At 65.9% G+C, this 24,164-nt stretch carries 26 protein-coding genes; 13 read left to right on the plus strand and 13 right to left on the minus strand.

The window, feature by feature from the left end:
* The first annotated feature begins 112 nt into the window (after window positions 1–112).
* Entirely contained in the window at window positions 113–1,414 is a 1,302-nt protein-coding gene (locus AC5Y21_RS02740; protein WP_499909174.1) for a PucR family transcriptional regulator, read from the plus strand.
* Window positions 1,415–1,428: 14 nt separating this feature from the next.
* Here AC5Y21_RS02740 and AC5Y21_RS02745 read toward each other — a convergent pair whose 3' ends face one another.
* Window positions 1,429–1,557 (minus strand): hypothetical protein, encoded by a 129-nt coding sequence (locus tag AC5Y21_RS02745; protein ID WP_499909176.1) that lies wholly within the window; start codon window positions 1,555–1,557, stop codon window positions 1,429–1,431.
* Between the two features lie 189 nt (window positions 1,558–1,746).
* Window positions 1,747–2,970: a PucR family transcriptional regulator gene (locus AC5Y21_RS02750; protein ID WP_499909178.1), complete on the minus strand. Its 1,224-nt coding sequence runs from the start codon at window positions 2,968–2,970 to the stop codon at window positions 1,747–1,749.
* A gap of 170 nt (window positions 2,971–3,140) precedes the next feature.
* Here AC5Y21_RS02750 and AC5Y21_RS02755 point away from each other — a divergent pair, with 170 nt between their 5' ends.
* The 4 genes from AC5Y21_RS02755 to AC5Y21_RS02770 all read left to right on the plus strand — a co-directional run bounded on the left by AC5Y21_RS02755 (window position 3,141) and on the right by AC5Y21_RS02770 (window position 9,438).
* Entirely contained in the window at window positions 3,141–5,129 is a 1,989-nt protein-coding gene (locus tag AC5Y21_RS02755) for a GMC family oxidoreductase N-terminal domain-containing protein (protein ID WP_499909180.1), read from the plus strand.
* A gap of 228 nt (window positions 5,130–5,357) precedes the next feature.
* Window positions 5,358–6,884: a long-chain-fatty-acid--CoA ligase gene (locus AC5Y21_RS02760; protein ID WP_499909182.1), complete on the plus strand. Its 1,527-nt coding sequence runs from the start codon at window positions 5,358–5,360 to the stop codon at window positions 6,882–6,884.
* Window positions 6,885–6,889: 5 nt separating this feature from the next.
* Complete coding sequence (locus AC5Y21_RS02765; RefSeq protein ID WP_499909184.1) at window positions 6,890–8,590, plus strand: PHA/PHB synthase family protein; 1,701 nt, start codon at window positions 6,890–6,892, stop codon at window positions 8,588–8,590.
* A 5-nt stretch (window positions 8,591–8,595) separates the two neighbouring features.
* Window positions 8,596–9,438 (plus strand): alpha/beta fold hydrolase, encoded by an 843-nt coding sequence (locus AC5Y21_RS02770; protein ID WP_499909186.1) that lies wholly within the window; start codon window positions 8,596–8,598, stop codon window positions 9,436–9,438.
* A 75-nt stretch (window positions 9,439–9,513) separates the two neighbouring features.
* On the opposite strand, the gene AC5Y21_RS02775 is transcribed toward AC5Y21_RS02770, so the two are convergent.
* Both AC5Y21_RS02775 and AC5Y21_RS02780 read right to left on the minus strand, forming a co-directional pair.
* Complete coding sequence (locus tag AC5Y21_RS02775; protein WP_499909188.1) at window positions 9,514–9,969, minus strand: aminoacyl-tRNA deacylase; 456 nt, start codon at window positions 9,967–9,969, stop codon at window positions 9,514–9,516.
* A gap of 70 nt (window positions 9,970–10,039) precedes the next feature.
* Complete coding sequence (locus AC5Y21_RS02780; RefSeq protein WP_499909190.1) at window positions 10,040–10,900, minus strand: SDR family oxidoreductase; 861 nt, start codon at window positions 10,898–10,900, stop codon at window positions 10,040–10,042.
* A 233-nt stretch (window positions 10,901–11,133) separates the two neighbouring features.
* Here AC5Y21_RS02780 and AC5Y21_RS02785 point away from each other — a divergent pair, with 233 nt between their 5' ends.
* Window positions 11,134–11,796, plus strand: a complete 663-nt coding sequence (locus AC5Y21_RS02785; protein WP_499909567.1) for a sigma-70 family RNA polymerase sigma factor — start codon at window positions 11,134–11,136, stop codon at window positions 11,794–11,796.
* Entirely contained in the window at window positions 11,793–12,107 is a 315-nt protein-coding gene (rsrA, locus tag AC5Y21_RS02790) for a mycothiol system anti-sigma-R factor (RefSeq protein ID WP_499909192.1), read from the plus strand. The genes AC5Y21_RS02785 and rsrA overlap by 4 nt, the downstream gene beginning before the upstream one ends.
* A gap of 60 nt (window positions 12,108–12,167) precedes the next feature.
* On the opposite strand, the gene AC5Y21_RS02795 is transcribed toward rsrA, so the two are convergent.
* Window positions 12,168–12,242 carry a 50S ribosomal protein bL37 gene (locus AC5Y21_RS02795; RefSeq protein ID WP_003416889.1) on the minus strand — a complete coding sequence of 25 codons (75 nt, stop codon included), beginning with the start codon at window positions 12,240–12,242 and terminating at the stop codon, window positions 12,168–12,170.
* A gap of 201 nt (window positions 12,243–12,443) precedes the next feature.
* Between AC5Y21_RS02795 and AC5Y21_RS02800 the strand changes: the two genes are divergently transcribed.
* Both AC5Y21_RS02800 and AC5Y21_RS02805 read left to right on the plus strand, forming a co-directional pair.
* Window positions 12,444–12,659, plus strand: coding sequence for a biotin/lipoyl-binding carrier protein (locus tag AC5Y21_RS02800; RefSeq protein WP_499909569.1), 216 nt, complete (start codon window positions 12,444–12,446; stop codon window positions 12,657–12,659).
* A 58-nt stretch (window positions 12,660–12,717) separates the two neighbouring features.
* Window positions 12,718–14,220: a sensor histidine kinase gene (locus AC5Y21_RS02805; RefSeq protein ID WP_499909194.1), complete on the plus strand. Its 1,503-nt coding sequence runs from the start codon at window positions 12,718–12,720 to the stop codon at window positions 14,218–14,220.
* 60 nt (window positions 14,221–14,280) lie between these two features.
* On the opposite strand, the gene whiB1 is transcribed toward AC5Y21_RS02805, so the two are convergent.
* Together whiB1 and AC5Y21_RS02815 are read right to left on the minus strand one after the other, a co-directional pair.
* Window positions 14,281–14,535: a transcriptional regulator WhiB1 gene (gene whiB1, locus AC5Y21_RS02810; protein ID WP_499909196.1), complete on the minus strand. Its 255-nt coding sequence runs from the start codon at window positions 14,533–14,535 to the stop codon at window positions 14,281–14,283.
* A gap of 247 nt (window positions 14,536–14,782) precedes the next feature.
* Complete coding sequence (locus AC5Y21_RS02815; protein ID WP_499909198.1) at window positions 14,783–15,787, minus strand: diacylglycerol/lipid kinase family protein; 1,005 nt, start codon at window positions 15,785–15,787, stop codon at window positions 14,783–14,785.
* A 26-nt stretch (window positions 15,788–15,813) separates the two neighbouring features.
* On the opposite strand from AC5Y21_RS02815, the gene AC5Y21_RS02820 reads away from it, so the two are divergent.
* Both AC5Y21_RS02820 and AC5Y21_RS02825 read left to right on the plus strand, forming a co-directional pair.
* Window positions 15,814–15,975, plus strand: coding sequence for a hypothetical protein (locus AC5Y21_RS02820; protein ID WP_499909200.1), 162 nt, complete (start codon window positions 15,814–15,816; stop codon window positions 15,973–15,975).
* Window positions 15,976–15,988: 13 nt separating this feature from the next.
* Window positions 15,989–16,420 carry a hypothetical protein gene (locus AC5Y21_RS02825; protein WP_499909202.1) on the plus strand — a complete coding sequence of 144 codons (432 nt, stop codon included), beginning with the start codon at window positions 15,989–15,991 and terminating at the stop codon, window positions 16,418–16,420.
* On the opposite strand, the gene AC5Y21_RS02830 is transcribed toward AC5Y21_RS02825, so the two are convergent.
* Genes AC5Y21_RS02830 through AC5Y21_RS02840 form a run of 3 tightly spaced genes read right to left on the minus strand, consistent with a single transcriptional unit; the run spans window position 16,372 to window position 18,537 of the window.
* On the minus strand, window positions 16,372–16,854 hold the full coding sequence (locus AC5Y21_RS02830) for a GNAT family N-acetyltransferase (protein ID WP_499909204.1): 483 nt from the start codon (window positions 16,852–16,854) through the stop codon (window positions 16,372–16,374). The genes AC5Y21_RS02825 and AC5Y21_RS02830 overlap by 49 nt on opposite strands.
* Window positions 16,847–17,950, minus strand: a complete 1,104-nt coding sequence (locus AC5Y21_RS02835; protein ID WP_499909206.1) for an isochorismate synthase — start codon at window positions 17,948–17,950, stop codon at window positions 16,847–16,849. The genes AC5Y21_RS02830 and AC5Y21_RS02835 overlap by 8 nt, the downstream gene beginning before the upstream one ends.
* Complete coding sequence (locus tag AC5Y21_RS02840; RefSeq protein WP_499909208.1) at window positions 17,947–18,537, minus strand: acid phosphatase; 591 nt, start codon at window positions 18,535–18,537, stop codon at window positions 17,947–17,949. Before AC5Y21_RS02840 ends, AC5Y21_RS02835 begins: the two co-directional genes overlap by 4 nt.
* Before the next feature lie 144 nt (window positions 18,538–18,681).
* Here AC5Y21_RS02840 and AC5Y21_RS02845 point away from each other — a divergent pair, with 144 nt between their 5' ends.
* Window positions 18,682–19,479, plus strand: coding sequence for a ParA family protein (locus tag AC5Y21_RS02845; protein WP_499909210.1), 798 nt, complete (start codon window positions 18,682–18,684; stop codon window positions 19,477–19,479).
* A gap of 66 nt (window positions 19,480–19,545) precedes the next feature.
* Here AC5Y21_RS02845 and AC5Y21_RS02850 read toward each other — a convergent pair whose 3' ends face one another.
* Window positions 19,546–20,769, minus strand: a complete 1,224-nt coding sequence (locus AC5Y21_RS02850) for an Rv3212 family protein (RefSeq protein ID WP_499909212.1) — start codon at window positions 20,767–20,769, stop codon at window positions 19,546–19,548.
* Window positions 20,770–20,783: 14 nt separating this feature from the next.
* A complete protein-coding gene (locus AC5Y21_RS02855; RefSeq protein WP_499909214.1) occupies window positions 20,784–22,337 on the minus strand; it encodes a DEAD/DEAH box helicase in 1,554 nt (517 codons plus the stop codon).
* A 275-nt stretch (window positions 22,338–22,612) separates the two neighbouring features.
* Between AC5Y21_RS02855 and AC5Y21_RS02860 the strand changes: the two genes are divergently transcribed.
* On the plus strand, window positions 22,613–23,308 hold the full coding sequence (locus AC5Y21_RS02860; protein ID WP_499909216.1) for a ferritin-like fold-containing protein: 696 nt from the start codon (window positions 22,613–22,615) through the stop codon (window positions 23,306–23,308).
* A 9-nt stretch (window positions 23,309–23,317) separates the two neighbouring features.
* Here AC5Y21_RS02860 and AC5Y21_RS02865 read toward each other — a convergent pair whose 3' ends face one another.
* The gene (locus tag AC5Y21_RS02865) at window positions 23,318–24,040 is read right to left on the minus strand and encodes an MmpS family transport accessory protein (protein WP_499909571.1); all 723 of its coding nucleotides are present in this window, start codon (window positions 24,038–24,040) and stop codon (window positions 23,318–23,320) included.
* Window positions 24,041–24,164 lie beyond the last annotated feature (124 nt).

Here is a 24,164-nt window from a genome sequence, read left to right on the forward strand (position 1 = left end):
GAAGATGCCGGCAACGTTAGGAATTGGATGCGGCGCCATACAGTCGCCGATCGACAAAACCGGCCAGCGCTGTTATCGCTTGAAGACAGCCGTAGCGGCTACCGTCAGAAGGGTGAGCAAGCAACGCCTCGATGACCCGAATGTCCAGGTCGAGGTGAACCGCTACGTCGCCGAGATCGCCGCCCAATTGCACGGTCGGCTGGTTGACGTGACGTCGGAGATTCATCGTGTGCTCGCGGACCAGATTCCTGATTTGCGCCGGCGCGACCCGCTGATCATGGAGCTGCTCGTGTCCAGCATCGAGGGCAACGTGGACACGATGTTGCATGCGCTGCGCTACGACATCGCCGTCGAGCGTGTCGAGGCGCCCACCGCGGCACTGGAGTACGCACGCCGCTTGGCTCAGCACGGGGTGCCGGTGAACGCCCTGGTGCGCGCCTATCGGCTTGGTCAGCGCCGGATGAACGAGCTGATTTTCGCCGAATTGCGTGGGACCGACATCCCCGAATCGATGCGGGTGGCGGTGATCGAGGCCATGAGTGCCGCGATCTTCAGCTACATCGACTGGATGTCGCAGCAAGTCGTCGCCATCTACGAGGACGAACGCGAACGATGGCTGGAAAACCAGAACACTCTTCGCGGCGTGCGGGTGCGCGAGATCCTGGCCGCAACCAAGGGCATCGACGTTGACGCGGCCACCACCTCGATCCGCTATCCGCTGCAGTGGCACCACCTGGGCTTGGTGTTGTGGTACCCGGACCAGGGCGCCGAGGTTGACCAACTTCCCCGGTTGCAGCGATTTCTCCGGGAACTGGGCGAAGCCGCCGGTGTCGACGCCAACCCGCTTTTCGTCGCCACCGATCGCAGCTCGGGCTGGGGCTGGCTGCCCTATCGGACAACGGCTGACGATGCCGTGGAGACGATTCGCCGGTTCGCGCAGACCCGACCGGACTCACCCAGCGTGGCGATCGGGACCACTGCCGACGGGGTCGAAGGCTTTCGCCGCTCACACCGCCAGGCAGCCGAGGCCCGCGACGTCGCGATCGCCAGTGATCGGAGCCCGCCGACGGTGATCGCCGCGAGTGACCCCGGCTTGTCCGTGGTTGCGCGACTCGGCGGCTTCTCAGGCTCAGTCGCCGGCACCCGCGAGTGGGTGGTCGGAGTGCTCGGCGATCTCGCCGGCGATACCGACAACGACGCCCGGCTGCGCGAGACCTTGCGGGTGTATCTGGGATGCGGCTCCAGCTACAAGGTGGCGGCCGAAGAACTCAACATGCACTTCAACTCGGTGAAGTACCGAGTGGGCCGCGCCGTTGCCCGGCGCGGCCGCGATATCGGCAGCGACCGCCTCGACGTTGAGCTCGCGTTGCTCGCCTGTCATTGGTACGGCGCCGCGGTTCTACAACCGAAATAACGGCTCTCGCGGATTTAAGCCGGTTGCCGGGTCCGCCGGACGACGGCGTGGACACCGGTGATGACCGCCGGGATGAGCACCGGGAACGTGGTCAGGACGAGCATGCCGAGGATGGTCAGGTAGGACATGATGACGGTGGACATGATTTGCTCACATTTCTCCGCGTAGCGGCACGTGGGGGTGGTTGTGAAACCTTCTAAATCGGAAGCGCCGCGTTGCGCTCGACACGGAAAGTTATCGGCACCAGCTCACCGGTGTGATGTCCCGAACCAACCAAGTTCCGCCGTGGTTTTGTTTTCAGGCGACAAAGCGGCCGTCGCCGCGAGGCGTACCTACGGCAGTCGCCGCTCGACCTCGAACGCCAGACACAGTTCGGCGAGATCCCTTGGCCGCGAAAGGGATCGGTCGGTCAACTGCTCGATGCGGCGCAGCCGGTGGCGCACCGTATTCGGATGGCAATAGATCATCGCAGCGGTCTCGTTGGCAGAGCCGCCCGCCTGCAGCCACGCCTGGAAGGTGTCGAGCAGCACCGTGCGTTCCTCGGCAGGCAGTTCGTCCACTCGCTTCAGTAACGAGGCCTTGATCTTCGTCATGACCTCGGGCGCGCTGACCGCCGCGACGGCGAGCGGGGTGTCGTCGAAGACGGTGACGAGCGAGTCCGCGGACGACTTCCCGCTGACCGCCAGGCGCGCATATCGCAGCGCGTCAGTGGTCTCGGCCAACTCGCAGAACAACGGACTTATGCCGACGCGGGCGGTAGCGGCTTGCCGGAGCACCTCGACAAGCGTGCCGAGGATCTCGGACGGTGCCGAGCCGCGCAGGTGGACGATTCCCACCTGTAGGTCGGGCAGGAGGCGCCACGCCGACTGGATATCGCGGGCGGACAGCTTGTTCTCGATGGTGGGCAATCCCAGCTTTCCGATCGCGGGCACCTCGGCCGCAACGACCACATATGGCCCAGAAGTAGGCAGCCGCAACAGATCTGCCGCCTCCCATAGGCTCTGCCGGTCGGTCATCCGTCGGGACAGCAGCGCTTCCACCAATGCCGATCGCTCTTCCTCGCGCTCTACGATCTGCGTCGTCAGTTGTTGACGGTAGGCGCTGGCCATCGCCTGAGTGAAGGTGTCCTGCGCAGTGAAAATCTGTGCGGTGGCGTCCAAGATCGATTCGGTGGGCGTAGCCGCGGCCCGCGCGGTGGCGAGGGTCTCCTCCCACATGTAGCGGAAACCCATCCGGTAGGCGGTCATCACCGCCGGCAGCGGCACACCGGCGAGCGCACGCTCGGTGCCGGTCTGCTCGGCAGGTGTGACATCGGGATCGGCGTTCCCGGTGAGCGAGTCGAAGATGAATGTCACGTTCGCAACACAACTTTCGGCAACCCGCTGCTTAGTGACGACGGTGCCGTCGCGGTACGCGTCGATCTCCCGGCAAAGCAGATCCGCCATCGTCATTCCCAGTTTCGGCGCTCGGGCCAGCATGAGTCTGCCGAGCTCGACGACGTGCGGATCGGCTGCGCCGGCACGGCGGATGCCGTCGGTGTGGGGTGCGGCGGTCACCCTCAAACCATAGGCCGGTGGCCGGTCCGAATGTGAGCGTTCACAGTGCGGACAGGGTCCCATTGTTCCCGCCACCATCGCTTTTGGGTGGGTGGCGGATCACCATGGAAGCCAGCCGAGCGATTGTCCGGAGATTCCGCCTGGGCATCCGAGTACGAAATGAGGCGCAAATGACCGGATTCGATCAGACGCGGCGCGCTGTCCTGCAGGCTGTCGCGGACGCATTAGTGCCCAGCATCGACCACCAGCCGGATCCCGATGGCTTTTGGGCCCGCTCGGCGGCTGACCTCGGTGTGCCACAGGCAATGGAACTGCTGATCGCAACACTGCCCGCGGATAATCGGGCGGGGCTGTTCGGCCTGCTCGACGGCCTGGCCGCGCAGGGCTTCGCCGACGCAGCCCAACCCGAACGCGAGCACATGCTGCACAGCATGGCCAACGATGGTGGTCCGCTGGCCGCCATGGGTGTGGCCGCGTTGCGGCAGATGACGCTGTTGCTGTACTACGGGATGCCGGATGCGACCGGCCAGAACCCCAACTGGCGTACCTTCGGCTATCCGGGTCCGCTGTCCGTCCCGCCCGTCACACCGAAGCCGATCGTTCCGCTGGCACCCGACGGCGCCGAGGACCTGGAGCTGGAAACCGATGTGGTGATCGTGGGTTCGGGCGCCGGGGGCGGGGTGATCGCCGGTGTGCTGGCCAAACAGGGATTGCGCACGGTGGTGCTGGAAGCCGGCGGCTACTTCAACGAGGCCGACTTCGACCAGCTTGAACTGTCGGCGTATCAGCGCATGTATTGGCGCGGCGGCCCCCAGCAGACGGCCAACTTCGACATGACCCTGCTCGCCGGCGCCACACTCGGCGGCGGCACTCGAGTCAACTGGACCAACTGCCTGCGCACGCCGGCCTGGGTGCGCCGGCAGTGGGCCCGCGAATACGGCCTGAGCGACGTGGATGGCCCAGAGTTCGACGCCCATCTCGACGCGGTGCTGCAACGGATTTCCGCCAACGACGGCTGCAGCGACCTCAACGGCCCGCACCAGCGGATGCAGGAGGGCTCCGAGTCGTTGGGGTGGTCGTTCCTTCCGGCGCTGCTGCGCAACGCCGACCCCGCATGCTACGACCCGGCACACGCCGGATACATGGGCTTCGGCGAGCAGTGCGGGGCGAAGCAGGACACCGCCGCCACCTACTTGGTGGACGCGTTCGCGGCGGGCGCCAAGATTGTGACCAACTGTTTCGCCGAACGGGTACTGGTCGAAAACGGTGGTGCCGCCGGGGTCGAGGCAATCTGGACCGAGCCGCACACCGGCCGCCGCGCGAGGGTGGTGGTGCGGGCTGAGCAAGTCGTCGTGGCAGCCGGCGCGCTGGAGTCCCCGGCGCTATTGCTGCGCTCGGGCCTGGGCGGCCCGGCGGTGGGTCGCTACCTGCGCGTGCACCCCGTGACGTTCTGCCTGGGCCTCTACGACGAAGACCAGCGAGCCTGGTGGGGGGCTCCGATGACCGCTCTGGTCGATCAGTTCGCCGATGTCGAGGACGGTTACGGCTTCCTCATCGAGGGAGTGCAGTATGCGCCGGGGCTTTTCGGCGCGGCGCTGCCCTTCGTCAACGCCACTCAACACCGGGCAACGGCCGAACAGCTCCGATACGGCTCGATCTTCATTGGTCTGCTGCGTGACCACGGCAGCGGCCAGGTAACCCTGGACGCATCAGGCCAGGCCCTCGTGGACTATGCGGTGACCGACGAGATGGATGTGCGCAACACCTACCTGGCGATCGAGAGCATGGTCCGGCTACACCATGCGGCCGGGGCGCGCGAAATCCACCCGATCGCCGCCGGGGCGCCGCGCTGGCGGCGCGGCGAGGACCTAGACGCTTTCATAGCCGCCCTGAGAAGCATCCCGTTGCGGTTCGGCGGCTTCCGGCTGTTTTCGGCTCACTTGATGGGCACCTGCCGGATGGGCACCGACCCGGCCACCAGCGTGGCCGGTCCGTTCGGGGAGTTGCACGACACGCCTGGCGTGTGGATCGGAGACGGCAGCGCCTTCCCCACCCCAGCCGGCGCCAACCCGATGATCTCGATCATGGCGCTGGCGCACCGGACGGCCGGCGCCATCGCCGCCGCCAGCGTCCGATCTGGCGCGGCCGTTCCCGGTTAACCGGTCGCTACTGCCCGCGATGAGACGATGAGCCGAAAATGGTTCTGGCCGTTGCATTCTCGATGACTTTGTGGTGCGGGCGGCAAACCCGAGCCTTAATCCGCTGAACCTGTGGGTGTGAGCGGCTACACCGAGACACCCGCGTTGTTGTTTGCCAGCACATTGTGCCGTGCCGGTGCTCGAACCACCATTGAAATACGCACGAAAAGAACTCTCCCGGAGGCAACTATGACCGCACTGAGCGCCAATCTTGTTGCATCGAAAGATCGCCACCCCGACCGCACCGCTCTGCGCTGTGACGATCTGCAGCTCACTTTCACCGAATTCGACTCTGCCGCCGCCCGCGTCGCGACGCTGCTGGAGCAGGCCGGGGTCGAACCAGGCGACCGCGTTGGCCTGATGTTGCCCAACACACTGGCATTCGCGATCGCGTTTTACGGAATCATGTATCGCGGCGCGATAGCGGTCCCGATGAATCCGCTTCTCAAATCCCGCGAGGTTTCCTTTTACCTCTCCAACAGCGGCGCCAAGGCATTGTTCGCGACACCCGCCTTCGCCGACGAGGCCACCGCCGGCGCCGCCGAGGTTGGCGCTCAGTGCTGGCTCGTCGACGACGCCGGGCTGGGCGAGTTGACCGCCGATCTGCCCGCCCAGGTGGCTCCGGCGGAGCGTGACGACGACGAGGTCGCCGTCATCCTGCACACGTCGGGCACCACGGGAAAACCCAAGGGCGCCATGCTCACCCACGGCAATATGAGCCGCAACGCCGACGTCTGCGTCCGTACGCTGGTGCAAATCAGTCCCGACGACGTGGTCATGGGCTGCCTCCCGCTGTTCCACGTGTTCGGCCTGACCGGCGGGCTGAACGCCTCAGTGCTGGCCGGAGCGACGCTGACCCTGCTGCCGAGATTCGACCCGCGTAAGGCGATCGAGCTGATCGAGCGCGACGGCGTAACGGTGTTCGAGGGCGTGCCCACCATGTATTCGGCGTTGCTGAGCATCGCCGACGAGACCGCGGCGGAGGCCACGCGGAGTCTGCGGGCCTGCATGTCTGGTGGTGCTTCGCTACCTGTGCAGGTCCTCAACGACTTCGAAAACGCCTTCGGCTGCACCGTTCTCGAGGGCTATGGCTTGTCCGAGAGCTCGCCGGTCGCCTCGTTCAATCATCCGGACCGGCCGCGGAAGGCGGGCTCGATCGGCACCCCCGTTGAGGGCGTCGAGATGCGGGTGGTGGACCTGGACGGAGCCGAGGTACCACAAGGCGAGACCGGCGAGATCCAGATACGTGGGCACAACATCATGAAGGGCTACTGGAACCTGCCCGAGGCGACCAAAGCCACGATCACGTCCGACGGCTGGCTCAATACCGGCGACGTCGGGCGTGTCGACGAGGACGGCTACTTCTACATCGTCGACCGCACCAAAGACATGATCATCCGAGGCGGCTACAACGTGTATCCCCGCGAGATCGAGGAAGTGCTCTACGAGCATCCGGCGGTGGCCGAGGCCGCCGTCGTCGGCATCCCGCACGACTCCCTCGGCGAGGACGTCGGCGCCGCAGTCGCTCTCAAACAAGACGCCGCCGCCACACCTGACGAGTTGCGCGATTACGTCAAGGAGCGGGTAGCCGCATACAAGTACCCGCGCCAGGTCTGGCTCGTCGATGAGCTGCCCAAGGGACCCACCGGAAAGGTCCAGAAGCGCGACATCGTTTTTCCCAAAGAGGGACCCGTTCCGACAACCGAAAGTACCTGATAGCCATGGCTGGAACCTCGAATCAAACCACAAAGCCGGACGAGCTGGCTGCACCGCTCGACTTGCTGCTCACCAGCGCCACCCGCCCGTTCGTCAGCCGGATGATGCCCAACGCCACCTGGTCCCGCGTCGCCGCCAACCTCGTGCAAAAACCCGGGGCCGTTGCGGGCCGCACCGCCACGCTTACCCGCGAACTCGGCGGCATCGTCGCGGGCAAGTCGCACCGCGCTCCGGCGCGCACCGACAAGCGGTTCGCCGACCCTGCGTGGCAACAGAATCCTCTGCTGCAGCGAATCATGCAGGCCTATCTGGTCGGTGCCGAGACTGCGCAGGGGCTGCTCGCCGACGCCGAGCTCGACTGGCGCGACAACGAGAGAATGCAGTTCGTCGTGGACAACTTTGTCGAGGGCCTGGCGCCCAGCAACAATCCGCTGATCAGCCCGCTGGGCTGGAAGGCACTGATCGACACGGGCGGACTGAGCGCCGTCCGGGGCGCGAAAGCCTTGGCCCGCGACATGCTGTCGAAGCCGCGGGTGCCCGCGATGGTCGAGCCCGACGCCTTTGCGGTGGGGGAGACCGTGGCCGTCACCAAAGGCGCTGTGGTGCTGCAAACCTCGATGTTCGAATTGATCCAGTACGCCCCGCAGACCCCCAAGGTCCGCTCCATTCCGTTGCTGATGGTGCCGCCGGTGATCAACAAGTACTACGTCATGGACATTGCGCCTGGGCGCAGCATGATCGAGCACTTCGTCCAGCAGGGTCAGCAGGTCTTCGTGATGTCATGGCGCAATCCGCAAGCGCGTCATCGGGATTGGGGTTTCGATGCCTACGGCGCGGCGATCGTGGAGGCGATGGACGCGGTGCAGAAGATCGCCGGCACCGACAGTACTCACCTGCTGGCCACCTGCTCGGGCGGCATCCTGGCGGCGATGGTCGCGGCCCATCTCGCTGAGATCGGCGAGGGCGACCGGGTCGCGGGTCTGAACCTGGCGGTCACCGTGCTGGATGAGACGCGGGCCGGCTTCGCAGTCGCGGCAATGAGCGACCGCGCAGCGCAGGCAGCGATTCGAGTGTCGGCCAAGAAGGGTTACCTCGACGGGCGCGACATGGCGGAGATGTTCGCCTGGCTGCGGCCCACCGACCTGGTGTGGCGTTATGTGGTGAACAACTATGTGCAGGGCCGCAAGCCCGCCGCGTTCGACGTGTTGTTCTGGAATGCCGACACCACCCGGATGGCCGCCGCGTTGCATCGCGACATGGTGCTGATGGGGCTGCACAATGCGCTCGTCACCCCTGGCGCGGTCAGCATGCTCGGCACCCCCGTCGACCTGAGCAAGGTCGCGTCCGACTCATACGTTATAGGCGGGGTGGCCGACCACATTTCCCCGTGGCAGGCGACCTATCGCAGTGCGCGCCTGCTCGGCAGCAAAGACAATCGCTACGTGCTGTCCACCAGCGGGCACATCGCGGCGTTGGTCAACCCGCCGGGTAACCCGAAGGCATCGTTCCGAACGGGCCCCGTCGATGCGGAAGCTCCCGAACAGTGGCTGGAATCCGCTCAGAAGTTCCCCGACTCGTGGTGGCCGGACTATGTGGCGTGGATGGCCGAACGCAGCGGCTCGGAGATCGATGCTCCGAAAGCACTTGGTGGGGAAGGCTTCCCGCCGCTGGGCCCAGCGCCGGGCAGCTACGTGATGGAGAAATGAGAGCCATGCGCAGCACCCACATCAGGGCGGTGCCGTCCAGCACCATCGGCGAGGAGAGCTACGTCAACGCCGGCGGACAGCGCATCCGGGTGAACGTGCACCGTGGAACCGGCGTGCCGCTGGTGTTGTGCAACGGTATCGGCGCCAGCCTTGAGGTGCTCGATCCGCTCGTCGAGCAGTTGGATTGCACGGTAGTCAGGTTCGACGTGCCGGGCACCGGCGGATCGCCCACTTCCATTGCCCCCTATGGGTTTCCCTACCTGGCCTGGGTCCTCGGCCGGGTGCTGTCCAAGTTGGGTTTCGGCGTGGTGGATTTGCTCGGGCTGTCCTGGGGCGGGGCCCTTGCGCAGCAGTTCGCCTTCCAGAATCCGCGCCGATGCCGGCGCCTGGTGCTGGTGGCGACGGGTACCGGTGCGGTGATGGTGCCCGCTCACCCGCGCATTCTGGCGAAAATGGTTACCCCACGCCGGTTCTCGGACCCCGAGTACGCCGCGTCCATTGCCGGTGAGCTCTACGGCGGCACCGTCCGTGCTCATGGTGACGACGTGGCGCAACTGTTCGTCCGACAGCTGCATGCCGGATCGAGGGTCGGCTACCTGCATCAACTGCTGGCGGGCGCGGTGTGGACCAGTCTGTTCGCGCTGCCCGCGGTACGACAGCAGACGTTGATCGTGGCGGGCACCGACGATCCGATCATCCCGGTGGTCAACGCCCACATCCTGAACACCTTGCTGCCGCATTCTCGCCTGCACTTGCATGACGGCGGGCATATCGACCTGGTGCACAACGCGGCCGAACTCGCTCCCGTCATCGAGAAGTTCCTGCTTGAGGCCGGAGAAAGGCCATGATTCAGGTGTGAGCGCGAGCAGACGCAAAAGCCCCAAAAACCACGGCGTGTCGGGAGCTTTTGCGTCTGCTCGCCCTCAGGCCCGGATGTCCCAGGTGATCGCGTCGGTCAACCGGATCAGGTCCTGCGGAGCCACCGCGACGTCCCAATGCCGCTTGCCCGCGCTGCACAGCACCCGGTCCCAGTTCAGCGCCGAGCTGTCCACCACAGTCCGCAACCGCTTGCGTTGACCGAAGGGCGAGATGCCGCCGACGACGTAGCCGGTGGATCGCTCGGCTGCGGCGGGTTCGGCCATGCTGGCTTTAGTCACGCCAAGCGCCGCGGCAGCCGCTTTGAGCGACAGCTTCGACGGCACGGGCACGATCGCGACAGCCAGCCCGTGGGGCAGCGCGATAATCAGGGTTTTGAAAACCTGTTCGGGAGCGAATTCGCCGGAGTCCGACAGGTCGCTGATGACCTCGAAGTGCAAGACCTCATGCGGCACATTGGCTTTGACCAGCGCGGCGATTCCAGGTGTTGCTGCGCCGGCCATATTAGGTCCGATGGCCGTGACCCGCTGCGCCCGGCTCCGCCGCGCTTGCGATCACGGCTAGAGGCCGGCGTCAGGACTGGTTGTACCCCGGCGGGTTGACGCCGTCTACCCAGAAGTCGACGCCGAGGTTCCCACCGGGCACGCAGTCATACACCGACAAGTCGGTGACGCCGGATTCGACCAGCACGTCCTCGCACAACAAGGTGTTGCCGGTGTATTCGCGGGAGTTCTTGTTCAGGATGACGTAGGCCGCGTCCGCGTATACCTCGGGCTTACGGGCCCGCTCCATCGCTTCGTCACCGCCCAGCAGGTTCTGCACCGCGGCGGTGGCCACCAGCGTGCGCGGCCACAGCGTGTTCGACGCGATGCCCTCGTCGCGCAGTTCCTCGGCGATTCCCAGCGCGCACAACGTCATACCGAACTTGGCCATCATGTAGGCCGTCGGCTTCAGCCACTTCTTGTCCAGCAGCACCGGCGGCGACAGCGTCAGAATGTGCGGGTTCTCCCGGCCCTTCAGATGGGGGATACACGCTTGCGACACCGCATACGTGCCGCGCACCTGGATGCCGTTCATCAGGTCGAAGCGCTTCATCGGGACGTCGGTGATGGACCCGAGGTTGATCGCCGAGGCGTTGTTGACGCAGATGTCGATGCCGCCGAACTGCTCGACGGTCTTAGCCACCGCGTCGGCGACGGAATCCGGGTCGCGCACGTCCCCGACGATCGGCAGCGCTTGGCCGCCGGCTTCCTCGAGCTCCTTGGCGGCGGTGTACACCGTGCCGGGCAGCTTGGGGTGCGGCTCGGCGGTCTTGGCGATCAGGGCGATGTTGGCGCCGTCTTGGGCGGCCCGTTTGGCGATCGCGAGGCCGATACCGCGACTAGCGCCCGAAATGAACATGGTCTTGCCTTGCAAAGACGTGGCGTGGGACATGGCGTCACACTAACGTCCTGCCCTGCCCGTCGGGACCGGGGGATCGGCACACCGGACAGCGCCTGGAAATAGCGCGCCGTCCACCGCTGTTGATTGGGGCGGTTTCTACTGTCGGTCGCAGCCTTTAGATTGGGAGGGTAAGTCAGGTGTCAACGGCGACGATCCTGTTGTGCAATCCGTTGAACACTGAGCAGTTGGCTCATCTGTTTGCAGAAGGGACCGTGCTAAACGACATGGCCGACCTGGACATCGTGGGGGACGGCGGCACCGAGTTGGACGTTCCAGAGCCTGCACCACCCGAGGAGACGGACGAGGAACTCACCGCGCGCTTCGAGCGTGACGCGATTCCACTCCTGGATCAGCTCTACGGCGGTGCACTGCGCATGACGCGAAATCCAGCCGACGCTGAAGACCTTCTCCAGGAGACGATGGTGAAGGCTTATGCGGGTTTCCGGTCGTTTCGGGCAGGCACCAACCTCAAAGCCTGGCTGTATCGGATCCTGACCAACACTTACATCAACAGCTACCGCAAGAAGCAGCGGCAGCCAGCGGAATATCCCACCGAGGCAATCACGGACTGGCAGTTGGCGGCCAATGCCGAACATACCTCCACCGGCCTGCGTTCGGCCGAGGTCGAAGCGCTCGAGGCACTGCCGGACACTGAGATCAAAGAAGCGTTGCAGGCACTTCCGGAGGAATTCCGGATGGCGGTCTACTACGCCGATGTCGAGGGTTTCCCGTACAAGGAGATCGCCGAGATCATGGATACGCCGATCGGCACCGTGATGTCGCGGCTTCATCGAGGCAGACGCCAGCTGCGCGCCCTCTTGTCCGATGTGGCGAGGGAGCGGGGCTTCATCCGGGGTCAGCAGACGCACGAGGAGGTGCCGTCATGACCGAGTTTCCCGGCCCGGTCGAGCCTCGCGCCGCCGCCAGCGATGCCGACGAATCCCACGGCTACCTAGGCTGCGCGGAAGTGATCGCCGAGGTATGGACCCTGCTTGACGGGGAATGCACCCCGGAATCTCGAGAGAAGCTGCGACAGCACCTCGAGGCATGCCCAGGATGCTTCAAGCATTACGGGCTCGAGGAGCGGATCAAGGCGTTGATCGCGACCAAATGTAGAGGTGAGAAGGCTCCCGAGGGTTTGCGGGAACGCCTGCGACTGGAGATCCGCCGAACCACCATCATCCGTGGTGGACCCTAGCGAGCAGACGTAAAAGCCCCCGTATTCGGCGCGAAACGGGGGCTTTTGCGTCTGCTCGCGCTACGAGTTTGGGCGCTTGCCGTGGTTGGCTTTGCTGTACTTGCGGTCGCGCTTCTTACGGCCACGCTTGGCCATGGTTAACCTCCGTCGTTTCGTGGAATGCGGGGCGGCTTAGATATCTCAAGTCCACCCGGTTGTCCAATAGTGTCCCATGCGGCCCGTGACGCCGCGTCGCTAGCCCGCGCGCCGGAGTTCCGGCCGGTCTTATAGTTCGATATACATGAGCCTGCGAGACAACAGTCAGCATGCGGAATGGCCGAAACAAGAGGGGTGAAGATGGCCGAGGATGTTCGTGCCGAGATTGTGGCCAGCGTGCTCGAAGTTGTTGTCCGCGAGGGCGACCAGATCGGCAAAGGCGACACCGTTGTGCTGCTGGAGTCGATGAAGATGGAGATCCCGGTGCTGGCCGAAGTCGACGGCACCGTCAGCAAGGTGAGTGTGTCGGTCGGTGACGTCATCCAGGCCGGCGATCTAATCGCTGTGATCAGCTAGCCGTTGGACCCAACACATAGGCAATCCGGGCTTATCCGGGAGCACTGGGGGGTGCGTCATGTCCACTCTCGGTGATCTGCTTGCCGAACACACCGTGCTGCCGGGCAACGCCGTCGACCACCTGCATGCGGTGGTGGGCGAGTGGCAGCTGCTGGCCGACCTGTCGTTCGCCGACTACCTGATGTGGGTGCGTCGCGATGACGGCGTGCTGGTGTGTGTGGCGCAATGCCGGCCCAATACCGCGCCCACGGTGCTGCAGACCGATGCGGTGGGCAGCGTCGTCGCGGCCGAACGATTGCCGCTCGTCGCAGCGACCTTTGCTTCTGGTACTGCCGAGCGGGAAAGCGGGGCGGGCCAACAGCGTTCGTGGCAACTGCCCGGCCCTAACGTCGAAGCGTCCCCGGTGCGATATGGCGACCAGGTGGTGGCGGTCCTGACCCGGCACCAGACCGAAGTGGCGGCCCAGCGCTCTTCCGGCCACCTGGAGAGCGCCTACCAGGAGTGCGCCACCGACCTGCTGCACATGCTGGCCGAAGGCACCTTTCCCGACGTGGGGGACGTGGCCATGTCGCGTTCCACCCCGCGGGCGGGCGACGGCTTCATCCGGCTGGACGTCAACGGTGTGGTCGCCTACGCCAGCCCCAATGCGCTATCGGCCTATCACCGGATGGGGCTGGTCAGCGAGTTGGAGGGGCACAACTTCATCGAGGTGACGCGCCCGCTCATCTCGGACCCGTTCGAGGCGCAAGAGGTGGCCGAGCACGTGCTCGACTTGCTGGCCGGTGGGACGAGCATGCGGATGGAGGTCGACGCCGGGGGTGCCACGGTCCTGCTGCGCACCCTGCCGCTGGTGGTCAACCGCGCCAGCGCCGGCGCCGCGATCCTGATCCGCGACGTCACCGAGGTGAAACGCCGAGACCGGGCCCTCATCTCGAAGGATGCCACCATTCGCGAAATTCACCATCGGGTGAAAAACAACCTGCAAACGGTCGCGGCGCTGCTGCGCCTGCAGGCGCGGCGGACGTCCAACGCCGAAGGACGCGAGGCGCTGATCGAATCGGTACGCCGGGTGTCGTCGATCGCCCTCGTGCACGATGCGTTGTCGATGTCGGTGGACGAGCAGGTCAACCTCGACGAGGTCATAGACCGGATTCTGCCGATCATGAACGATGTGGCGTCGGTGGACCGGCCGATCCGGATCAACCGCGACGGCGATCTCGGCGTGCTGGACTCCGACCGCGCCACGGCGCTGATCATGGTGATCACCGAACTCGTGCAGAACGCCATCGAGCATGCATTCGACCCGATAGCCCCCGAGGGGTCGGTGACGATCCGCGCCGAGCGCTCGGCGCGCTGGCTGGATGTCGTGGTTCATGACGACGGGCGCGGCCTGCCGGCGGGATTCACCTTGGAGAAGTCGGACAGCCTTGGCCTGCAGATCGTGCGCACGCTGGTGTCCGCCGAGCTCGACGGCACGCTGAGCATGCGCGAAGGCGCCGGGCAGGGCACCGATGTGGTGCTGCGGGTACCGATCGGCCGTAGGGCCCGGCTGCTGCTGTGATGCCGGCACGCAAGAGTGCGGCCCCGACGATCGTCGAGGCCGCACTATCTGGAACCTGCGTCAGACTCCGCTACGTGCCTTCGTCCGGGCGCTGCGACGCTTGAGTGCGCGTCGCTCGTCTTCGCTCATGCCGCCCCATACGCCCGAGTCCTGGCCTGTGTTGAGAGCCCAGGCGAGGCATTCCGTGGTCACCGAGCATCGATTGCAGACCAGTTTCGCGTCAGCGATCTGCGCGAGCGCCGGGCCGCTGTTTCCTACCGGGAAAAACAGCTCGGGATCCTCGTCGCGACAGACCGCCTTGTGGCGCCAATCCATAAGTACTTACTCCTCACTGAGTGCGCAGCAAGGCGCACGGCCATTTTTCTTCCGCAGTTAGCGCGTGCACAAGAAAGGTATCCGTACCCCTACAAAATTTCTGCATGCAACCTTTTGATCGTTTCACAGGCTCAACAGATGTCAATAGCGTCAGTTAGCTCGTGGGCTATCTCACTTTGACGAACTCTTATCAAAGCCCTTAGACCGTTGTACTACACTGCCCGCCACTTCCCCAGAGATTTTCGTCTCAATTTGCGTGCGGGGGCTGTCGCCGCTGGTCAGAACGGCCTTTAGCGGGCGGGGCGACGACCGCCAGCGCGTCGGGAACCGCTCGAAACGTCATGCTTTCGCGCAGGCCCAGGTACTCACCGTCGAACTGAGTGGCAGCCGGTTCGCCGTTGGTGGTCACCCGCAGCCAAGCCGCGTCGTCATCCCGGACGAGTTGCTTGGCCTGCGGGTTCGCCCGTTTCGACAGCATCTGGCGCACCAATCCCAGAGTGGGAAAAAACTTCATGCTGGTAACTGCGAACACCCCGAGGCCTGTCTCGAAGCTGCAGCCCGGGTTGGTCACCAAGGACCGCTCGTTGCTATAGGTCCAGGGCGTCGTGTTGGACACCCACGCGAAGTGTGTGCCCGGAATGGCGTCGCGGTCCGGCAGTTCCAGCGTGAGGGTGGGTTCGCGGCGGCTGAAGGCGACCGCGACCGGCACTGCCACGCGCCAATAGCGCGACGGGGTGACCTTGGCGCCCTTCTTGCGTTGAGCGTCCACGGCACCAACCACCTCGGCGTCGACGCCCATCCCGGCGTTGATCATGGCCCACGTCTCGCCGCAGTCGATGAGTCCGATGCGGCGCCACGTTCGGTGACGGCGGTAGTCATCGAGCAGCTGGATCATCTGGTTAGTGGCGGCTACCGGGTCCCGCGAGAGGCCCAGCGACCGTGTCAGCACATTCGCCGAGCCTCCCGGCACCACCGCAACCGCAGGCAGGGTCCTCGAGGGTCCGGTTGGTGCGGTACCCGGGCGACCGAGCAAACCGTTCACCACATTGCTAATCGTTCCGTCGCCGCCGTGGACGACCACCAGGTCCACCCCGTTCTCCGCGGCGTTGTGAGCGAGTTCACCCCCGTGACCTGCATGGGTGGTGTGCTCGACGGTGAGCTCGAGGCGGCTTTTGAGCGCGTTCGCCAGTAGGTCGCGAGCGGCCGGTGTGGTGGAAGTGGCGGTCGGGTTGACGATCAGCACGGCGCGCATGAAGCACGAGCTTAGGCTTGGCGACGATGCGGGGCGCTGCGCGCCCCGCTGAGGAGCCGGGCGAGTTGAGCACAGGCTTGGCGACGATGCGGGGCGCTGCGCGCCCCGCTGAGGAGCCGGGCGAGTTGAGCACAGGCTTGGCGACGATGCGGGACGCTGCGCGCCCCGCCGAGGAGCAGGCGGCCTGACTACGCTGACGTTGTGACGACTTCAGCCCCGGGCGCTGTGCGCGGCGCCGGTGCAATCGTCGCGCTGCAGGGTGCGGCCGCATTGGTGATGGCCGCGGTGCTGGTGATCCGCGGGCTCGCCGGAGCCGATCAGCACGTGGTCAACGGCCTGGGAACCGCGATCTGGTTCACGGTGGTCGGCGGCGGCGTGCTCGCCGCCGGATGGGCCCTGCTGGCCGGCAAGCGCTGGGGCCGCGGGCTGGGGGTGTTCACCCAATTGCTGCTGCTGCCGGTCGCGTGGTACCTCGCGGTGGGCTCGCATCGGCCCGCCTTCGGGATCCCGCTGGCGTTGGTGGCGCTAAGCGCGCTGATATTGCTGTTCAGTCCCGCAGCGGTGCGCTGGGCGGCGGGCGCCTATCAGCGTGATCCCGCCAGTTCGGCCAAACCCGAGCCGGAAAGCCGATAGGTGGTCCATTCGCGCTGCGGCCGCGCACCGATCTGGTCGTACAGCGCGATGGCATCGAAGTTCCAGTTCAGCACCGCCCACGACAACCGCGTGTAGCCGTTGTCGTGGCATTCGCGGGCCAGCTCCGACAGCAGTGCACGGGCCAGGCCGCGACGGCGAAACTTGGCCCGCACGAACAGATCTTCCAGATAGATCCCCGCGACACCGTCCCAGGTGGAGAAGCTGAGAAACCACAGCGCCATCGCGGCGATTTCGCCGTCCACCACCGCGACGTGGCCGTGTACCGTCGGCGAATCGCCGAATAAGGCTGTGGCAACTTGTGATTCGGTGACAGTACATTCATCGGGAGCGCGCTCGAATTCGGCCAGGCCGTGGATCATGTCAGCGATGTCGGCGGCGTCATCCGGTATGACGCGGCGGATGATCTCAGTCATGCGCAACTCCCAGCGCGTTCAGTATGGTTGCGAATTTCGTTGTGGTTTCGCCGACCTCGTCATCAGGATCGGATTCGGCGACAATGCCACCACCGGCGTGCGCGAGGGCGGTGCGCCGGTCGGGCGACAGTTGCGCGCACCGGAGGGACACCACCCAGCGACCGTCGCCGCGGGCGTCGCACCATCCGATGGCGCCGGCGTAGAAACCGCGGTCACCTTCCAGGTCGCGGATGAGCTCGGCTGCGGCCTTGGTCGGGACTCCTCCGACCGCGGGGGTAGGGTGCAGCGCCAACGCCAGATCGATTGCAGTGGTTGAGGTGTCGCGCAGGCGGCCGCTGATCGGTGTGCACAGGTGCCAGACGGCCGCGGTGCGACTCAGTTGTGGCTCAGACGCGATGGTCAGGTCATCGCACAGCGGCTCCAAGGCGGCGCGCATCGTTTCGATGACAAGTTGGTGCTCGTGGCGGTCCTTGGCCGATGCGGCCAGCGCCGCGCCGTTGGCGGCGTCGTCGTCGGGGTCGGCGGCTCGAGGCGCCGAACCGGCAAACGGTTGGCACACAACGCGATCCCCGGCGCGTGCGACCAACAGTTCCGGGCTGGCGCCCACCAGAGCGGCACCTGCATAGTTGTCGCCTGCGGGGGTCAGATCGACGAGATAGCCGTATGCGGCCGGATCGGCGTCGACGAGGCGGCGCAGGATGACGCGGGCATCCAACGACTCCTCCGCAGCCAACCGCAGGGCGCGGGCCAGCACCACCTTGCGCAGCGCGTTGTCGGCTGCCGCGAGCTGATCCCGGGCCCGGCTGATCCGGTCCCGATGGTCGGCAAGCGCCGGGACGGCGGCGGTGACGCGAACCGACGGCAGCGGTCCCGTCGGCCAGTCGGGCGGCGCGTCGGGACGCCGCAGGGCCTCCGGCGCCAGCAACGCCGCGGGCTTACTGAGGTCGAAAGGCAACGCGCCCAATACTATTGGCGTAGCTCCCGAGCGCAGTGCCGCTTGCGCTGCAGGCACGTCGGGGTAGCCTGCCCGCACCCCGTGGGCAACCAGAGTTCCCCCCGGCCCGCATAACACGAACGGCGGTTCAGCGGTGTTCACTGAATGGTCAACCCAAGCGCAGTGAGCTGCCGCAATCCGTGCTCGAACCCGCAGATCGCGATCGATGCCGTCGTCATACCGAAGCGGCTCCCCTCGGTCAGCGGCAGTTCGAGCCAGCGGGTGATCACCGCGCGGGAGAAGTGACCATGGCCGACGAACAGCACGTCGCGTGACTCCATGTGCTCCAAGGCCATCGCGACGGCCCGGTCCGCGCGGTCGCTGACCTGGGCGACACTTTCGCCGTCGGGACATCCGTGTGTCCACACCAGCCAGTCGGGTTCGGTTTCCCGGATCTGCGGGGTGGTCAGGCCCTCGTATTTGCCGTAGTCCCACTCGGCGATCAGGGGCGAGACCTCGTCGACGGCGATGTCAGCCAGGCGCGCGGTGTCCAACGTCCGTTCGCGCGGGCTGCTCACTACCAGCAGGTCATCGAGTTTGAGCTCATTGACAACCCACCCGGCCAGCATCGCCTGCGCCCGGCCGATATCGGTCAGGTCGATCTCGCTACGGCCGGTGTGCTGGCCGGTTTTCGACCATTCGGTCTCGCCGTGGCGCAATAGCACCAGCCGGTGGTTGTGCACGCTCATGCCGACCGATTCTGCCCCAACGACATGCCGGAGCCCTGCGGGAGCCACCGTGCGAAGCAGCCGCCGGGGGACATGCCAGGATGGGCACTGTTACCGCGAGCGATGTGGGGGTACCTCCCGCTTGCGGGGGAGAGGAGCGGCGCTTTGACTAAGACCCGGGTACTGGCGGTGGCCAACCAGAAGGGCGGCGTGGCCAAGACGACGACGGTTGCTTCGCTCGGTGCGGCGATGGCGGACATCGGAAAACGAGTGCTGCTCGTCGATCTGGACCCGCAGGGCTGTTTGACCTTCTCGCTTGGCCAAGACCCGGACAAACTACCGGTGTCCGTGCACGAGGTACTGCTCGGTGAGGTCGAACCGAACGCCGCGCTGGTCACCACCAACGAGGAGATGACGCTGCTGCCGGCCAACATCGACCTGGCCGGCGCGGAGGCAATGCTGCTGATGCGAGCCGGCCGCGAGTACGCGCTCAAGCGTGCGCTGGCCAAGCTTTCCGATTTCGACGTCGTCATCCTCGACTGTCCGCCCTCGCTGGGTGTGCTCACGCTCAACGGTTTGACGGCCGCCGACGAGGTCATCGTGCCGCTGCAGTGCGAGACGCTGGCACACCGCGGCGTCGGCCAGTTTTTGCGCACGGTTGCCGACGTTCAGCAGATCACCAACCCGGACCTGCGGATGCTGGGCGCGTTGCCGACGCTGTACGACTCGCGAACCACGCACACTCGCGATGTGCTGCTCGACGTCGCAGACCGCTACGACCTGCCGGTGCTGGCTCCGCCGATTCCACGCACGGTGCGCTTCGCCGAGGCCAGCGCGTCGGGCTCGTCGGTGATGGCGGGGCGTAAGAACAAAGGAGCGGTGGCCTACCGCGAGCTGGCCGAGGCGTTGGTCAAGCACTGGAAGTCCGGCAAACCGCTGCCCAGTTTCAGCGTCGAGGTGTAGCGCGAAAAGACGCGAAAGCCCCCGAAAACCACTGGTTTAGGGGGCTTTTGCGTCTGCTCGCCACAATTAGCCGAGGGCTACCACGGTGTCGCCGCGCTGCTCGAACACCCTGGAGCCCGAAACGGCCGGAACCACCGCTGAGCTGCTCGGCGACCGGTTCACCGGGATGAAAGCGTTGCTCTCGCCGCTGAGCGGGTCGTACACCCCGATGCCGCCGGTGATCGGCACGAGCAGCTGACCGGCCATCATCGCCCCCGGCCCCAGCGGCACCGCCGTCTCGCCGGCGGCGATCGTGTAGCGCAGGGTCAGCCTGCCCGTATCGAAGACCATCAATGAGTCGCCGGTCCACCAGGTCACCAAGTTGCCCGCTTGTGACGTGACGGCCGAACCCGATGGCGGCTTGGGCAGTAGCGTGCTCGCCACCGTCGCGCCGGTGTCGTCGACGACGTCGACTTTCGGCTGCGCGCCGGAATTTCCAGGCAGATACACGGCCGTGCTGGTGTCCGAGACGGCCAGCACGCGAGCACCCGAGCCGGGGCGTAGTCCAGGTTCGGCCACAAGGTGTTGTTGGGGTTCGTCGTCGTCTTTGCCCGGGCGCAACAGGACCAGCCGCAAGTCCGGCTGATTCGCGCAGGCTTCCAGCACCGACACCGCAGACGAGCTGGCCGCTGCGGACGCCAGCCTGCATCCGGAGTGCAGGCCCCGCGCCGATGGCTTCACCCGGGCATCGGTCTCGCCGTAGACCAGCATCCGGACCATGTCCGACCGCCACAGCTCCAGGCGAGTCTCGCCGGCCGACAACACGGTCGTGCCGTCGGCGGACAGGTGTACGCGTGGATCGGCGTAACTGCTGCGGGCGGGCCCGCGGCGACCGGTAGACCCGTCGATGGTGCTGACCTGGCCGCAACCGCGGTCGTCTCGATAGACCGCGACGGCGAAGTGGTAGACCCAGGTCAGCCCGCACAGGTCGGTGTCGCGGGCATAGCTCCAGCGGGTCTCACCAGTCGCGGGATCGTGTCCTTCCACTCGGCGCCCGTCACCGGTGCTCACCGACCCGCCGACCACGATCGGTGTCGTGGTGGCGGGGCTGGCCGCCTTCCACAACTCCGTCAGCGCGATCGGCACGTGTTTGGCCGGAGTTGGATTGGGCGCCGGCGCAGCGGCCGGCCGGCTGACGGTTGCCCGGGCGTCGCTGGTCCACCAGATGAGGGCCGCGACCACTGCGACCGCGAGCACGATCGCCGCGGCGGCCACGATGTCGCCCTTGGTCCGGCGTTCGGGTCGCACCATCAGGCGGCCGCGGGTCAGTTCGCGTGCGCGGCGAGTTTTGGTCCGGCGTCTTGGCCGCCGTTGCGCCGCCGACGACGACGGCGCCGGGCAGGTTCCCCGTTGGCCGAGGTGGCGCTGGACGGCGTCTGCGCGGGGGCTTCCACGTCGGCACCGTTGTTGGCGGGGGCGGGGTGCCCGGTGACGGGTTGGCCAGCGCGTGTGCGGCGTCGTTTTGTGCCGTTGCGCGTCCGTGGCTTGGCGGCCGACTTATCCGAGGCCGGCTTGGCGTCGCGTTGGGTGTCGCGGCGCTTGACCGGCGACTTGCGTGGCGTGCCGACCGTGCCACCGGCCTCCGTTGGGATGGCCAGTTCGGTGTACAGGTGTGGTGAGTTGGAGTAGGTCTCGGCCGGGTCAGGGGAGCCCAGTCCCAGTGCCTTGTCGATCATCGTCCAGCGGGGCAGCTCGTCCCAGTCGACCAGGGTGACCGCGACTCCGGTGCGGCCGGCGCGGCCGGTGCGGCCGATGCGGTGGACGTACATCTTCTCGTCCTCGGGGCACTGGTAGTTGATGACGTGGGTGACGTCGTCGATGTCGATACCGCGCGCGGCCACGTCGGTGGCGACCAGCACGTTGATGTCGCCGGTGCGAAACGCCTTGAGCGCCTTCTCACGTGCGATCTGCCCGAGGTCACCATGGACGGCGCCGACCGCGAAACCGCGTTCGGCCAGATCGTCGGCCACCTTCTGCGCGGTGCGCTTGGTGCGGGTGAAGATCATCGTCGCGCCCCGCTCGTGAGCCTGCAGTATCCGGCTGACCAGCTCCGCCTTGTCCAGCGCGTGGGCGCGGTAGACGAACTGCTCGGTGGTGTCGTGCACGGCCAGGGAGTGCGGCGCCTCGGCCCGGATGTGGGTGGGCTGGTCCATGAAGGTGCGGGCCAGCGTGATGATCGGGTCCGGCATGGTCGCCGAGAACAGCATCGACTGCCGGTCGGCGGGGATCTGACGCAGGATGCGTTCGATGTCGGGCAAAAAGCCCAGGTCGAGCATCTCGTCGGCCTCGTCGAGCACCAGCACCGACAGTCCGCCCAGCTGCAGGTGACCCTGCTGGCAGAGGTCGAGCAGCCGGCCGGGCGTGCCCACCACGACGTCGGCGCCGTTCTGCAGCGCCTCGATCTGCGGTTCGTAGGCCCGTCCGCCGTAGATGGCCACGACGGACAGCTGTCGCTGCGGTTCGTCTCCGGCGGTCAGATATTTGGCGGCGGTGGCCAGGTCGCCGGTCACCTGCAGGCACAGCTCCCGGGTGGGCACCACGATCAGGGCGCGCGGCGCGCCGTTGAGGGGCCGTTGCGCGTTACCGGCCGTGATGCGCTGCAGCAGCGGTACGCCGAACGCGAAGGTTTTACCCATGCCGGTGCGGGCCTGGCCGATCACATCCTCGCCGGCCAGCGCGAGCGGCATGGTGAGTTCTTGAATAGCAAAGGGATGGTCAATGCCCTTTTCGGACAGTGCGCGCACAATTTCGTCGCGGACTCCGAGTTTGGCAAATGTGGGTTTCTGGGTCGGTTCAGTCGTGCTTTTAAGGGCGGTCATACGTGGTGAATAAGCCTTCCGGTGACGATATTCGGTGTGGTCGGTTGTTCTCTCGCGGTCACGCGCGCACGAATTCCGACTCCGAAAACGTCTCCGGGTCGCCGGCCGATCCTCGGCCGAGGGAGGCTCGATCCGATCGGCGCAGCTGTGCACGCACATTTCGCCGGTAACGGCAGTACCCAACAGATACGGACACAGCCACTACCTATGAGCATGATAGCCGGTGGCACAGCGGGCACCCAGTTGCGCTTAAGTCCGCCGACTACAGTGTTGCCATGACTTCGCCCTCGTCCGCGGACCAGGTCGCAGATTTAGCCGTACCACGGATTCCGGCGGATCATCCTGCGGTCAACGAATTTTTCGCGTTGCTGGCATATGCGGAGGTAGCGGCGTTTTATCGGCTGACGGAAGAGGCGCGGATGGCGCCGGACCTGCGTGGCCGGATCTCGATGGCCAGCATCGCAGCCGCCGAGATGGGGCACTATGAGCGGCTGCGCGACGCTCTGGAGAGCCGTGGTGTCGACGTGGTGTCGGCCATGTCGAAATACGTCTCGGCGCTGGATAACTACCACCGGCTGACCACGCCGAGCACGTGGTTGGAAGCCCTGGTGAAGACGTATGTCGCGGATGCTTTGGCGTCCACGTTGTATCTGGAGATCGCCGGCGGTTTGCCCGATGAGGTTGCCGACGTCGTGCGAGAGGCCTTGGCGGAGACTGGGCACTCTCAATTCGTGGTCGCCGAGGTGCGTAGCGCGGTTACCGCCAGCAGCAAACAGCGCAGCCGGCTGGCACTGTGGGCTCGTCGGCTATTCGGCGAGACGATCACCCAGGCTCAGTACCTGCTTGCCGACCACGATGAGCTGGTCGACCTGGTGGTATCGGGGACCAGGGGTCTCAGTCAGCTCGGCGCTTTCTTCGACCGCCTGCAGGAAACGCACGACCAACGCATGCGTGATCTCGGTCTTAGCTAACGCTTGCGTTTAACGCGTGCAGGTCGCGATGTTCCCGTTTTTGGCCGACGCCAGCACCGGCTGACCCGCGGCGTTGACGACGACGCAGTTGAGCTGGCTGTAGAGGCTGGTCGCGATGACCGATTCGGTCTGCACGCCTGGGTTCAGAACCACCATCTTCGACCACGGCAGCGCCACGTTGAACTCGGTGTGCGGATAGCCCTTGGCATCGGTGTACACGATGCTCACCACGTCGAGCAGCTGCTTGTTGCCAGTCACGCTGTAGACCACCGTCCGCGGGTTCAGCGTGACTGACGGCGGAACGGCAGTGGGGGCCGGCGCCGCAGTGGGGGTCCGCAACGACGGTTTGCTGGGCAGTGTGCTGGAGGGCGGCACGGTGGTGACCGTCTCGCGGGGAAGTGGCGACCTGGGAGACGGGCTGGATGACGGCGCGCTCGGCGACAGGCTGGGCGGGGTGGTTATCCGCGGTGTGGTGGAAATCACTGGTGTCCGAGATGCCGTTGGCCCGATAGTCGCCTTCGTCGACGCGCTGTCACCGCTGTTGATGATGACGGCGGTCGCGATGGCTCCAATGGCCAGCACCGCGCCGATGATCGCAGTGGCGGGGCGCCACCGGTAATTGCCCGGCCAGAGCGACTCGCCGTAGCCGTCGTCTCCGGCTCCGGTCTCGTAGTCCTCGTCGTACGGGTAGTCCTCTACCTCGTCGTCGAGCGGGTGCAGTGTGGTACTGATGGTGCCGATGTTATAGATGTGAAAGTACGAGCGGGGCGTCACGCCGCTGGGTTGATGACCAGTTGCAAGCGAATCGTTATCTGCTCCACGGGTCGTTTCGCTTACCGCGAACCACGCTCTCGGG

The organism is Mycobacterium sp. NGS41, from assembly GCF_059812725.1.